General features: G+C 59.8%; 13 protein-coding genes. 10 read left to right on the forward strand and 3 right to left on the reverse strand.

Going from position 1 to position 13,315, the window contains the following annotated elements; translation table 11 throughout:
- Positions 1-157 precede the first annotated feature (157 nt).
- From FHX06_RS09035 to FHX06_RS09060, 6 genes are all read left to right on the forward strand, one after another.
- On the forward strand, positions 158-604 hold the full coding sequence (locus FHX06_RS09035; RefSeq protein ID WP_113015874.1) for an iron-sulfur cluster assembly scaffold protein: 447 nt from the start codon (positions 158-160) through the stop codon (positions 602-604).
- A 3-nt stretch (positions 605-607) separates the two neighbouring features.
- Positions 608-1,009: a membrane protein insertion efficiency factor YidD gene (gene yidD / locus FHX06_RS09040; RefSeq protein WP_113015875.1), complete on the forward strand. Its 402-nt coding sequence runs from the start codon at positions 608-610 to the stop codon at positions 1,007-1,009.
- A 1-nt stretch (position 1,010) separates the two neighbouring features.
- On the forward strand, positions 1,011-1,538 hold the full coding sequence (locus tag FHX06_RS09045; protein ID WP_113015876.1) for a DUF1697 domain-containing protein: 528 nt from the start codon (positions 1,011-1,013) through the stop codon (positions 1,536-1,538).
- Between the two features lie 118 nt (positions 1,539-1,656).
- Positions 1,657-4,254 (forward strand): tetratricopeptide repeat protein, encoded by a 2,598-nt coding sequence (locus FHX06_RS09050; protein WP_183878970.1) that lies wholly within the window; start codon positions 1,657-1,659, stop codon positions 4,252-4,254.
- 152 nt (positions 4,255-4,406) lie between these two features.
- Positions 4,407-6,413, forward strand: a complete 2,007-nt coding sequence (gene thrS / locus FHX06_RS09055) for a threonine--tRNA ligase (protein ID WP_112547670.1) — start codon at positions 4,407-4,409, stop codon at positions 6,411-6,413.
- A 124-nt stretch (positions 6,414-6,537) separates the two neighbouring features.
- Positions 6,538-7,377 (forward strand): lysophospholipid acyltransferase family protein, encoded by an 840-nt coding sequence (locus FHX06_RS09060; RefSeq protein WP_112547669.1) that lies wholly within the window; start codon positions 6,538-6,540, stop codon positions 7,375-7,377.
- A 29-nt stretch (positions 7,378-7,406) separates the two neighbouring features.
- Here FHX06_RS09060 and FHX06_RS09065 read toward each other — a convergent pair whose 3' ends face one another.
- Entirely contained in the window at positions 7,407-8,510 is a 1,104-nt protein-coding gene (locus tag FHX06_RS09065) for a hypothetical protein (protein WP_112547668.1), read from the reverse strand.
- Positions 8,511-8,623: 113 nt separating this feature from the next.
- Here FHX06_RS09065 and FHX06_RS09070 point away from each other — a divergent pair, with 113 nt between their 5' ends.
- The 3 genes from FHX06_RS09070 to FHX06_RS09080 all read left to right on the forward strand — a co-directional run bounded on the left by FHX06_RS09070 (position 8,624) and on the right by FHX06_RS09080 (position 11,065).
- On the forward strand, positions 8,624-9,208 hold the full coding sequence (locus tag FHX06_RS09070; protein ID WP_183878972.1) for a nitroreductase: 585 nt from the start codon (positions 8,624-8,626) through the stop codon (positions 9,206-9,208).
- A complete protein-coding gene (locus FHX06_RS09075) occupies positions 9,208-9,810 on the forward strand; it encodes a flavin reductase family protein (protein WP_183878974.1) in 603 nt (200 codons plus the stop codon). Before FHX06_RS09070 ends, FHX06_RS09075 begins: the two co-directional genes overlap by 1 nt.
- Before the next feature lie 124 nt (positions 9,811-9,934).
- Positions 9,935-11,065: a DUF2336 domain-containing protein gene (locus FHX06_RS09080; protein ID WP_183878976.1), complete on the forward strand. Its 1,131-nt coding sequence runs from the start codon at positions 9,935-9,937 to the stop codon at positions 11,063-11,065.
- On the opposite strand, the gene FHX06_RS09085 is transcribed toward FHX06_RS09080, so the two are convergent.
- Positions 11,062-11,469, reverse strand: coding sequence for a hypothetical protein (locus tag FHX06_RS09085; protein ID WP_112968149.1), 408 nt, complete (start codon positions 11,467-11,469; stop codon positions 11,062-11,064). The two genes, FHX06_RS09080 and FHX06_RS09085, sit on opposite strands and share 4 nt — an antisense overlap.
- 127 nt (positions 11,470-11,596) lie before the next feature.
- On the opposite strand from FHX06_RS09085, the gene FHX06_RS09090 reads away from it, so the two are divergent.
- Positions 11,597-12,058 (forward strand): GNAT family N-acetyltransferase, encoded by a 462-nt coding sequence (locus FHX06_RS09090; RefSeq protein ID WP_112968148.1) that lies wholly within the window; start codon positions 11,597-11,599, stop codon positions 12,056-12,058.
- 21 nt (positions 12,059-12,079) lie between these two features.
- On the opposite strand, the gene FHX06_RS09095 is transcribed toward FHX06_RS09090, so the two are convergent.
- Positions 12,080-13,264, reverse strand: a complete 1,185-nt coding sequence (locus tag FHX06_RS09095) for an AI-2E family transporter (RefSeq protein ID WP_112547663.1) — start codon at positions 13,262-13,264, stop codon at positions 12,080-12,082.
- Positions 13,265-13,315 lie beyond the last annotated feature (51 nt).

Below are 13,315 nucleotides of genomic sequence, written 5' to 3' on the forward strand. Positions count from 1 at the left end.
CGGGGCCATTGCATTTCGATGACCCTCGAACGACATACATATAGGAAGACGACCCCGGTATGTAAGTATGCTGTCGTTTGACTGTGTGTTTTTTGTTTACACGACAATCACATAGGAATTAGCGTCGCTTTTAGGCGTTTTTGGAGCCAAATCCGTCATGGACGACATCTATAACAGCAAAATCCTCGAATTTGCCGGCAATATCACGCTGACTGGCACGCTTGACGACGCGGATGCGAGCGCCCAGGCGCATTCGAGACTGTGCGGTTCGAAAGTGCGCATCTGGCTGAAAATGGATGGCGATACGATCAGCGCCTTTTCGCATGACGTGAAGGCCTGTGCGCTCGGCCAGGCGTCCTCCTCGATCATGGCCCGCCATGTCGTCGGCGCGACATCGGGCGAAGTGCGCAAGGCGCGCCGGGATATGCTCGCCATGCTGAAAGAAGATGGTGAAGGTCCGGATGGACGGTTCGCCGACATGCGCTATCTTCTTCCCGTGCGTGATTACAAGGCGCGTCACGCCTCCACCATGCTGACCTTCGATGCCGTCGTGGACGCCATCGGACAGATAGAGGCAAGACGCGCTGAAACCGTCGAGGCGTGAGCCATGTGCGAATTCTGTCTGCTACGTGAGGAGGAGGACGAGGGCGGTGCCGCCGCCCCGAAGCCTCGCGCCGAGCCGCAGAAAACATTCTCGCGCAACTACCGGGGTCCGTTCCGCAAGACGCCGGACCGCCTGCTTGGCATGGGGTTGATCCGTCTCTACCAGCTGACACTCTCAGGCTTCATCGGCAATTCCTGCCGGCATATCCCGACCTGTTCCGAATATGGCTATGAGGCGGTTGCGCGCCACGGGCTGTGGGCCGGCGGCTGGATGACGCTTTTCCGCGTCGGCCGATGCGGCCCCGGCGGCACAAGCGGGCTCGACCCGGTGCCGGACATTCTCGCATCCCGTTTCCGCTGGTTCACGCCCTGGCGTTATTTCGCCCTTGGGCGGAAGGAGGCATAAGATGTGTACCTTCATCGCACTTCTGCACAGCATCGTCCTCACCTCCGAGCGACGCGTCATCATGGAGGATCTGCGCACGCTCGCCAAAGAACTCGGCTATCGCGATCCCCGCACATTGGTGTCCACCGGCAACCTCGTTTTCGAGGCGGACGGAATGCGGCCGCATGAGGTCGAAGAGCAGTTGGAAGAGGCTTTTGAAGAAAAGTTCGGCAAGCATGTCGATATTATCGTGCGCAGCGACTGCACCTGGATGGCGCTCTGCGGTGCCAATCCCTTCAAGGACGGTATCGGGGATCAGGTGATCGTGCGCGTCAACCGCCTGCCGATCGACCCGGAAAAGGTGGAGGCACTGAAGCAGCTTCTTGTCGAGGGACAACGAATGAAGCTGGTCGGCTGCGATCTCTGGATCGATTTTCACGGCAAGCCGAGCCAGTCGAAACTGCTTTCGGCGCTCACGACCAAGCGCATGGGCGTCGGCACGATGCGCAACTGGAACACCGTGCGCGGCCTTTTTGAAATGGTGGTCTAGGCGCCGCCTGAAGAGCACGCCACCCGCGCTTTTCGCCTCTCGGCAAAAAATATACTTGCAGTTGAAAAACTTGGGGATATCACTGTGTTTCCCGCCCCGTTTTTCAAATTTTGCGCTCATGAAACTCTTTCAATATTTCGCGACCGCGTCGCTCTTTCTTGCCTGCTCCATCGCCAGTTTTTCGGCACACGCTGCAAATGTGACCGACACCACCAGGACCGAGTGCCGCCGTCTGGCAGGGGACGACGTCGATGTCGCTTATCTCGCCCATTGGCGGGACGCGCTTGCCGCCTGCCAGACCTATTTAAAGGCGGCCCCCGACTCTAGGGATGCTCGTTATTTCACGCTCGCCAGCCAGTTCAACCTTCAGCAATACGAGCCGGCGCTTGCCGGTTTCGAAGCCCTGGCGGCACAGGGGCACGCGCCCTCGATGGTCTATCTTGCGACCGCTTATGCGAACGGCAAAGGGCGCCAGCAAGACTTCGACGTGGCGTTGTCTTGGTTGAGAAAGGCATGGAAAACCGGTGACGCGCGCTCGGCCGAATATCTGGGAGAGATGTATAGGCTGGGGTGGGGTGTTGCTCAGGATTTCGCGACGGCGCGCTTCTATTTCGAGCTTGCAGATGAACTCGGCTACATCCCTGCCAAACGTTCGCTTGCGTGGTTTTATATTGACGGGGCTGGCGTTCCAATCAACCCCAAGCGAGGTTTCGAGCTGCTTTCCATAGCGGCGCAACAAGGCAACGATGTCGCAGCAGCGGAGTTGGCGTATCTTTCCGCCAGGGGCATCGGCACGGAGAAGAACGTTACGCGCGCCGTCGCCATGTTCGACGATATGGTACGAAGCGGCTCTGTCGAAGGTATGAGAAGGCTTGCGCGATACTATTTGAGAGACGGCGACAAAATCCAGAAAAAGACTGCCGTGGAACTGCTTGAGAAAGCGGTCGCGCTTGGTGACGGCGATGCCATGAAGCAGCTGGCGGATGTCTATATCGCGGGCAAGGAGTTGCCGCGCGACTTCGCCAAGGCCGAAAGCCTGCTGGATGAAGCAATAGGACAGGGAACGCTGGCCGCATACTATGGCAAGGGCATGCTGTTTCTTAAGATGCCTGATCGGCGCTATGGCGAGGCCATGTATTGGCTGAAGGAAGCTGCCGGTCGTGGCGACGCCTCTGCCATGGCGTATGTGGGCATGCTCTACGAGGGCGGCAACGGTGTGCTGGCGGACGAAAGTGAAGCGCGCATCTGGTATGAGAGAGCTGCCAAGCTTGGAAGTACTGCCGGCGCCCGGCGTTTCGGCGACGCGCTCTATTTCGGAATAGGCGGCCCCCGCGACATCGCGACTGGCGTAAAATGGCTGGAAAAAGCTGCGGCCTACAACGACACCTATGCCATGCGGGCGCTCGCCTATTCCTATGAAAAGGGTAACGGCCTCCCAAAGGATGCGGTAAAAGCCTTCGAATGGTTCCATAAAGCGGCTGACGCGGGAGATACCGAGGCATTTATCGAGGTCGCCGACTGCTTCTATAGCGGCGCCGGGACGACGGCCGACGTCAAAAAATCCTTTGTCTGGTATCTCAAGGCGGCGGAAAGTGGCTCGGCCAAGGCGCAATATTCCGTCGGGCTTTTATACGGCAGAGGCGAGGGGACAACCCAGGATTCCAGAGAGGCGGTGCACTGGTTCAAGGTCGCGGCAGAGAACGGATATGCCGAGGCCTTTGTCGAGCTTGGTGAAATGTACGCCAATGATGCCACGCTGCCGCGGGACGACGGCAAGTCGACCGACTATCTGGAAAAGGGTGCCGCCGCCGGCAACGCTACGGCGATGATCCTGCTCGGGATCAAATATGAGGATGGCGATGGGGTCGCCCGAGACTATGCCAAAGCGATCGAGTGGTACGAAGCTGCGGCCAACAAGAAATCCGCCGACGCGATGTATAGGCTCGGGACACTCTATCGCCTGGCGGATGGAAACCAGAAGGACTATGGCAAGGCCCTCGAATGGTTGACGAAGGCCGGCGCCAACGGCAATGCGAAAGCACAATATTCCCTGGGCGATATGTACGAGTATGGGCAGGGCGTGCCCATTGACCGCTCCAAGGCGCTCAGCTGGTTCATGATGGCAGCCTTCAAGCAATACCCCGACGCGATGAATGCCGTCGGCTACTATTATCAGAATGGCATCGCCACGGAAGAGAACCAGACCATCGCTCGCGACTGGTATCAGAAGGCGGCCGACGCCGGATCTGCGGCCGGTGCCCTCAATCTCGCGTGGTACTACGAAAGCGGCAAGGATCAGGATCAAGCGATCGCTTTCAACTATTACAAGAAATCAGCCGAACTCAATTCGGCCGAGGGCATGTTCGCGCTTGGGCGGTTCTACGATGATGGGCTAGGCACTGACGTCAACCGGCAGGAAGCCATCAAATGGTATCTGCGAGCGGCAGACATGGGCTACAAAAGAGCCGCCTATCGACTTGCCTATGCTTATGACGTGACTTTCAGCTCCGATAATGCAGCGGAGAACATCCTTCTGGCAATCCGGCAGGGCGACGGACAGATTGCCGATGAGCTGAAATCGTTTTCGCCCTTCACGCGCACGGCGCTGAAAAGAAGCCTGTCGCGACGCGGTCTCTACGATGGCCCAATGGACGATGAGATCGATCAGCCTCTGAAATCGGCCCTCAAGAACTATAGGAATAGCTATGGCGGATAGGCGCTCCCTCCCGTCTCTGCGTCGGAAGTGCCTCGCTTTTCCTTTACTCAGACACCAAATATCAGTATCAGGCGGCAGCGGCATCCCGAGCAGATGACGCTTCCGTTTCAACCACCCGCATTCGTTGGCGGGACTGGACAAGGAGAATTTGAATGTCCCAATCCGTTTCCCTGACATTTCCCGATGGTTCGGTGCGCAGCTTCCCGGCTGGCGCGACCGGTAAGGATGTCGCCGAATCCATTTCCAAATCGCTTGCCAAGAGCGCCGTCGCCATTGCGATCGACGGTAACGTGCAAGACCTTTCCGATGCCGTGACCGACGGCAAGATAGAGATTGTCACGCGCAAGGACCCGCGCGCGCTGGAGCTTATCCGGCATGACGCTGCGCACGTGATGGCAGAAGCCGTGCAGGAACTGTGGCCCGGCACGCAGGTGACGATCGGCCCGGTCATCGAGAACGGCTTCTATTACGATTTCGCCAAGAACGAACCGTTCACACCCGACGATCTGCCGAAGATCGAAAAGAAGATGAAGGAGATCATTGCCCGCAATGCGCCCTTCACCAAGCAGATCTGGTCGCGCGAAAAGGCCAAGGAAGTGTTTGCCGCCAAGGGCGAGCAGTACAAGGTCGAACTCGTCGACGCGATCCCTGCAGGCCAGGATCTGAAGATCTACAATCAAGGCGAATGGTTCGACCTTTGCCGTGGTCCGCACATGGCCTCCACCGGCCAGATCGGCAGTGCCTTCAAGCTGATGAAGGTTGCCGGCGCCTATTGGCGTGGCGATAGCAACAATGCCATGCTGTCGCGCATCTACGGTACGGCGTGGGCTGATCAGGCCGATCTCGACAACTACCTGCACATGCTGGCCGAGGCTGAAAAGCGCGACCACCGCAAGCTCGGCCGCGAAATGGACCTGTTCCATTTCCAGGAAGAGGGGCCGGGCGTCGTCTTCTGGCACGGCAAGGGCTGGCGCATCTTCCAGTCGCTGGTCTCCTACATGCGTCGCCGGCTCGCCGTCGACTATGAAGAAGTCAACGCACCGCAGGTTCTCGACACCGCGCTCTGGGAAACGTCGGGGCACTGGGGCTGGTATCAGGAAAACATGTTCGCCGTGAAATCGGCGCATGCGATGACGCATCCGGAAGACAAGGAAGCGGATAACCGTGTCTTTGCCCTGAAGCCGATGAACTGCCCCGGCCACGTGCAGATCTTCAAGCATGGCTTGAAGTCCTATCGCGAACTGCCGATCCGTCTTGCCGAATTCGGTCTCGTGCATCGCTACGAGCCTTCGGGCGCGTTGCACGGCCTGATGCGCGTGCGCGGCTTCACGCAGGACGACGCGCATATCTTCTGCACCGACGAGCAGATGGCCGCTGAATGCCTGAAGATCAACGACCTGATCCTGTCGGTCTATGAAGACTTCGGCTTCAAGGAAATCGTCGTGAAGCTTTCCACCCGTCCGGAAAAGCGCGTCGGCTCCGATGCGCTGTGGGATCGGGCGGAAGCCGTGATGACCGATGTGTTGAAGACGATCGAGGCGCAGTCCGAAGGACGCATCAAGACCGGCATTCTGCCGGGCGAGGGTGCTTTCTACGGGCCGAAGTTCGAATATACGCTGAAGGACGCCATCGGCCGTGAATGGCAATGCGGCACGACGCAGGTCGACTTCAACCTGCCGGAACGTTTCGGCGCCTTCTATATCGACAGCAATTCGGAAAAGACGCAGCCGGTGATGATCCATCGCGCCATCTGCGGCTCGATGGAACGCTTCCTTGGCATCCTGATCGAGAACTTCGCCGGCCATCTGCCGCTGTGGGTCTCGCCGCTGCAGGTGGTTGTCGCCACGATCACTTCGGAAGCCGATGCTTACGGCCAGGAAGTGGCCGATGCGCTCCGCGACGCCGGTCTGCATGTCGAGACCGACTTCCGTAACGAGAAGATCAACTACAAGATCCGCGAACATTCCGTTACGAAAGTTCCCGTCATCATCGTTTGCGGCAAGAAGGAAGCGGAAGAGCGCACGGTCAATATCCGCCGGCTCGGCAGCCAGGAGCAAACGTCGATGTCGCTGGATTCGGCGATCGAAAGCCTTGCCCTGGAGGCAACTGCGCCCGATATCCGTCGTAAGCTCGAGGCAAAGAAGGCCAAAGCAGCCTGAAACTGCCTTCTTGGACAATGGCAGCGCCCGGCATCTATCTGTCCGGCGCTGTCAGAAATCTGACATGCAACAGTAATATAGCCGCCACAAAACAGGGGACGGGTTTATCCCGGCAGGCATTAGAGTGCGCTTCAAAGAGCTTTCCTACGCGAACGAACGGGATCCGCGCCTGAAGCGTTGGCTCATCCGCTCCATCGAGGGCCTTTCCGGTCGTGACCGTTACGTACGGCTCTATGACATCTGGCGCCGCGACATCGTCGGCAAGAGCGACCGCGTCTTCGGCAAGATGCTCGATCTCATCAATGTGGAAGTCGAGGTGAAGGGCAACTGGCCGCTTGAGCCGGTGCCGACCGAGCCCATCGTCATCGTCGCGAACCATCCCTTCGGCATCGGCGACGGCATTGCGGTACTGGCGCTTGCCGAGCAGCTTGGCCGCCCGTTCCGGGTGCTGATCCACAATGATCTCCTGAAGGTGCCGGAAATGGCCCCTTACTCGCTGCCGATCTCCTTCGAGGAGACAAAGGAAGCGATGGCAATGAACATGAAGAGCCGTCACGAGGCTGTCCGCCTGCTGAAGGAAGGTACGACCATCGTGGTGTTTCCGGCCGGTGGTGTCGCTACAGCAAAGAAGGGTTTCGGCCGCGCCGAGGACCTGCCTTGGAAAATGTTCCCGGCCAAGCTCATCCAGGCGGCGCGCGCCAGCGTGCTGCCGATCTATTTCGAGGGCCAGAACGGCCGCCTCTTCCATCTCGCCAGCCGGGTTTCGATGACGCTGCGTCTGTCGCTGCTGATCCGCGAATTTCGCCGTCTCTCAGGCAGCACGATCACGGCGCATGTCGGCAGGGTATTGTCCTGGGAAGAATTGAGCAGCGGCAGCGACCGCAAGGATCTGCTCGTCCGCCTCTTTGACGCTGTCTTCTCGATGGCGCCGAAGAAGAAAGCCTTCCTCAAGCGCGCAAGCTGAAATTTCCCGATCGTTCGGATGCGGCGACGTCAGTCGAGGCTGGCGCCATCGCCGTTTTGAAGATCCTCATAGGACGGCAAAGCCGGCTGCGGCGGAATCTCACCGCCGGGCTGCGGCACGCCCTTCGGCCCGGCGGCGGCCGGTCCCGGGGATAAGGCTGTCGCAGCCGGGGCAATCGGCTGCTGGGCCTGCTGGTTCTTCATCAGCACTTCGACATCGGTATTGACGCCGGCAGCGACGGTGAAGTCACGCTGATAGATCTTGTCCTTGTTGCGGGCGACCGCCGTATACTCACCTTCGGACAGGACCATGGTCGGAAAGGCGCTCACGCTTTCGCCGACGCTGTCGCCTGCTGCCGTCAGGATCGACCAGGCCGTATCGGCTATCGCTTCGCCACCGGTTTCCGAAACCAGCTTGAAATTGATCTGTGCCGCCCTGTGCTGGATCGTCGCTTCGGTGAGCTTGCCCGCCTCCACCTGGATGTCGGCCCGGATGCTCGCGTTCACGTCGCCGTATTCGGAAACGACATGATAGGTGCCGGCGTTGAGACGCACGACCGTATTCGGCGGCACATCGGCCATGACAAGGCCGCGTTCGCCATCGTCGCGCACCTCGGCGGAATAGATCGAGAAGCTCAGCTGATCCGGGCGAATACGGACGTCGGAGCCGGAGACGGCATTGAGCAGCAGCCCGCCGGCATCGAGAACCATGACCTGTTTATCGACCTCGCCATCATCCGGCACCGTCAGCTTCTTGGTGACGCCGGCGCGGCCGAAGGAAACATTGACGAAATAATCTCCGGCAGCGAGCTGGAAGGCCGCAGTGCCGCCACGAGAACTGGCGATCAGCGGCAGCTTGCCGTCATTTCCAGCAACAGGGCTGAATACATACCAGGAAAGCCCGTCTTCAACCGGCGCGCCATCGGCCGTCAATTTGGCTTCCAGCGAGACATCACGCAGGCGCACGCCTTCCTGAGCCGCACCCGGCGCGATGAACGCGTTGAGCTTCGGCATTTTGGGCGTGGATTCAAGCTGCTTGAATTCCTTGAAGGCATCCTGGGCGGCAGCGCCAAACGGCGTCAGCATCAGGGCAAGAGCAAGGCCGATCCGTGCAAAAGGCAAAATGCCAGACATCCTGTTCGTGAACCGATTGACTTCTGAAATCGCAAAGTCCACTTCAAGACCAATGCCGTGGCAAATTCAAGACCTCCGGCCTCCCTCTGCATACAAATGAGAGTTTCCCCCGCATGAAATCCGATATCAAGCTGATCGATTACCTCTCCGTGCGCCGCTCCATCCCCGCGTTCCAGATGTGCGAACCTGGACCGGAGAAGCCGGAAATCGAAGAAATCCTGCGCCTTGCTTCACGCGTTCCCGATCACGGCAAGCTCGCCCCCTGGCGCTTCATCGTCTATCGCGGCGAGGAACGCGTGCGGCTTGGCGAAGAACTGCTGAAGCTTGCCCTCGAAGCAAAACCCGATCTGTCCGAGGAAATGATCCAGGTGGAGCGTACGCGCTTTACCCGTGCGCCCGTCATTGTCGGCATCGTCAGCAAGGCTGGCCCGCATTTCAAAATCCCGGAATGGGAGCAGATCATGTCGGCGGGCGCGCTATGCCTCAATGTCATCCTGGCCGCCAATGCGCACGGCTATGTCGCCAACTGGCTGACGGAATGGTTCGCCTTCGACGAGCGCGCCTATCCACTGCTCGGCGTCCAGCCGGGAGAAAAGGTTGCCGGCTTCATCCATATCGGTTCGACGACCTTTCCGCCCGTCGAGCGTCCGCGCCCTGAACTGAGCGAAACGGTCACCTGGGTCGGCGGGGAAGACTGATGTTCTATACGACGGACACCAATCGGCACGGGCTGGCGCATGATCCCTTCAAGGCGATCGTGGCACCACGCCCGATCGGCTGGATCGGCAGCAAGGGCAGGGACGGAACGCTCAATCTTGCGCCCTATTCCTTCTTCAACGCGGTAGCCGACAAGCCGAAGCTGGTGATGTTTTCGTCGATTGGGCACAAGCACAGCCAGCGAAATGCCAAGGAGACCGGTGTTTTCACGTGCAATTTCGTCAGCCGTAATCTGGCGGAGAAGATGAACCTTTCCTCGGCAGCACTACCCTACGGTACGAGCGAATTCGAATTCGCAGGATTGACACCGAAGCAGGCCGAACTGATCGATGCGCCCTATGTGGCTGGGGCTTTTGCCGTGCTGGAATGCAAGGTGACCGAGATCATCGAGCCGAAGACGCTGTCCGGCGAGCCGACCGAGAATGTCTTCGTTTTCGGGCAGGTCGTCGGCATCCATATCGATGAGGCTATCATCAGCAATGGCCGGTTCGACGAGGCGCTGGCGCGCCCGGTCGCGCGCATGGGCTATATGGACTATTGCGAAGGAAGCGAGGTCTTCGAGATGTTCAGGCCGAAGATCTGACAGTTTCCACGTAAGGCCGCGCAAACCCTAATAAATATGGTGAACCAATCATAAACTTTTTCAGGCTACCGTCGCTGTATTGAATGAGACGCGAAGGAATCGCGTTCAGTGCTGGGGCGTGGTCGTGATCATAGAGGCATTTCTTCGTTGGGCCGAGACGGCCAAGACCGCCGACAGGGCGGCCGCTGCAAATGCCCTCGGACGCGTCTACCTCAGATGCGAAATGTCGGATGAGCGGCGCGACGCAGCTGAGAAGGCAATGACCTATCTGCTCGACGATCCGTCGCCGCGTGTGCGCTTAGCGCTCGCCGAAGCGATCGCCTGGGCGCCGCATGCACCGCGCAACATCATTCTTTCGCTCGCCGAAGACCAGCCGGAGATCGCCTGCCATGCGGTCACCTGCTCGCCCATCCTGACCGACGCCGATCTCGTCGATCTCGCAGCACGCGGCAGTGGCACGACACGGATGCTGATTGCGGCACGCGCCCATGTGACGCGCCCGGTTTCCGCAGCACTTGCCGAGGTTGGCGATGAGGACGAAGTTCTCTGCCTCCTGGAAAATGATGGCGCCACGATTTCCACCCAGTCCCTGAAACGGATTGCCGAACGGCTTGGCGATGTCAGCGGCATCAGAAACCTGCTTCTCGACCGCATCGACCTACCGGCAGATGCCCGCCAGCTTCTGACACAGCATGTCAGCAATGCGCTGGTCGGCCTGCCGCTGGCGCAGGCGGCAATCGGCCTGCAGAGGCTGCAGCGCATCAGCCGTGAAGCGACCGAAGCGGCAATCGTTTCCATTGCCGGAGATATCGCGCCCATCGAAGTGCCTGATCTGGTCGAACATCTTCGCCTGAACGACCGTCTGACGCCGTCCTTCCTCATGCACGCACTCTGCTGCGGCAAGGTGGAGTTCTTCGCCTGCGCCATCGTCAATCTGTCCGGATGCAGCGACCGGCGCGTACGGGCAATCCTTGCCACCGGCCGCATGCATGCCGTGCGCGCGCTCTATGAATCGGCAGGTCTGCCGCGGGATATCAGCATCATCTTCGTGGAAGCGACGTTCCTATGGCGTGAGGCTTCCCGCAAGACATCGACCTCGCTGCTCGGCAGCATCTGCGGGCGTCTGCTTCAGAAATTCCACGGCCGGGTAGGGCAGCATGATGCCGTCGGCGAGCTGCTCGATATGGTGGAGAAGCTGCATGTGGCCGAGCAGCGCCGTTCGGCCCGTGTCTATGCGTCGCTGGCTGCTGCCTAGTCGGTAAAGCGAGCAGCGGCCCAGGAATAGCTCGCTGAGACGAAATGCAATGGCTTCGCCAGGGTATTCTTCACATCCTGACCGGAAGGCAGATTGGCGCGAACACGCCCGGCAACATTGTCCACGAAAGCGCCAATGCCATCCTGTTGTTCGGCGACCTCGGGCGCTGTTGGAGCGGATGGTGCCGGCTTGGCCGGTTCGGCAGCGGCAAGGGATTTCGGCGCCTCGCAGACCGCAATGACCGTCGGATAGCTGGCATTGGCGTAGTTTTTCAGCCGTTGTTCAGCCTCGGCATCGCAGGCGACGACGGTTTCCCAGTGCTTGTCCACCGTGGCCACATAATTGCATTGGCTGACGGAATCGTCGCAACCGAGGATCGTCATGGCGATGAGGACGGCTTGCATATATTGCCTCCATGGCTATTGAGCGTGTCATCACCTTCGACAGCACAATTCCAACGGAATGAAGGCAGCGACGTTAACTCCCCGTCATCCGGGAAAATTTGCGCCCTTCGTCGCAAAAGGAGAGAAAATGCCTGTCACCATCGCTCTGGAATCGCCGCGCCAGGATGGCGTGATCCGCCTTCTTGATCTCTCCGATGCGTATGCGCAGTCGCTCTATCCGCCCGAGAGCAACCATCTCGTCGATATCTCGACGCTGGAAAAGCCGTCGGTGAGCTTCCTCGTGGCGCGCAACGACGACGAGATCGTGGGCTGCTGCGCGCTGGTCGAGGCGGGCGACGGCACGGCCGAGATCAAGCGCATGTTCGTCGACCCGCAAGCGCGGGGCCTGAAGGTCGCAAGCCGGCTGATGGACCGATTGGAGGAAATTGGCTTGGAGAAAGGGTTTGCAGCAGTGCGTCTGGAAACCGGCATCTCCCAGCCCGAGGCGATCGGCCTCTACAGGAAATACGGATACATCGAAATCGAGCCCTTCGGCTCCTATCAGCCAGATCCGCTCAGCCTGTTCATGGAAAAACGGCTGACTGTCTGACGACCTTCGCCGACGGGGAAATCAGCCCTCGGCGGCGCGTTGCACCGGGGGGGCTTGCTCGTCGAGGAGGATCTGCGGGCCCGTATCGGCGGTGCGGACCTCATGTATCCATTCCCGCCAGATAGCGACCAGGAGCGCCATCAGCACCGGGCCGATGAAGAGGCCAAGGAAGCCCATCGTCTTCACGCCGCCGACCAGACCGAAGAAAGTCGGCAGGAACGGCAGCTTGATCGGTCCGCCGACGAGCTTCGGGCGTAGCGTCTTGTCGACGATGAAGAGTTCGACCGTGCCCCAGACGAAGAGGCCGATACCGGCGACATGCGAACCGCTGGCGAGCAGATAGACGGATACCAGCGTGAAGGAGAGCGGCGCGCCACCCGGGATCAGCGCCATGACGCCGGTCAGCACGCCAAGCGTGACCGGAGAGGGCACGCCGGCGATCCAATAGGCGACGCCGAGCACGATGCCTTCACCGATGGCAATCAGCGTCATGCCCATGACGGTCGAACTGATCGTGGCAGGCACGACGCGGGAAATACGCTCCCAGCGGTTCGGCAGGATGCGCTCGCCCAGCATGTCGATCTGCTTTGAGAAGGAGAAGCCGTCGCGATAGACGAAGAAGAGCGCAATCAGCATGAACAGCAGCGTCAGGAGCAGGTGGAAGGCGCCGCCGCCCGCCGCCAGAACCGCGCGGTAAATGTTGCCGATATGAGCGCCGCTGACGGCCTGGATGAGTTCACCCATGGCGCCGGGGCTGCCGATATATTTCGTCCAGAGCTCATCGAGATAGGGACCGGCGAACGGCAGCGCGATGATCCATTGCGGCGTTTCCGCCCCGAAGCGGTTGGCGTGAATCGCCCAGGCAACCCAGGTGCGCACTTCACCGGTCGTATAGGCAACGGCAAGGCCGATCGGAATGACGAGGAAGGTGAGAATAAGGATGATTGCGATGGTCGCGGCAATGGTCGTATTGCCGCCCACGCGGGCGAGGAGCTTGCGGTAAAGCGGCCAGCTCGCAAAGCCGATGACGAGGGCTGCAAGCACCGGCACCACGAAGCCGTAGAAGAAGTAGACGCCGGCCGCGGCAACGAGCACGAGCAGCCAGCGAGCAGCCGAAATGGAGGGTATCAGCGGCGTACGTATCGTCGCCGATGGCCCCAGCCATCGCGGCTCCGTATTGGTTTTCTGACGGTCAAACACACCCACGCGCGCCTCTTTTTATTGTTGTCCTAGTTTATGGGCTATGAACCGGGCGGT

The organism is Rhizobium sp. BK512, assembly GCF_014194915.1.
Classification (GTDB): domain Bacteria; phylum Pseudomonadota; class Alphaproteobacteria; order Rhizobiales; family Rhizobiaceae; genus Rhizobium.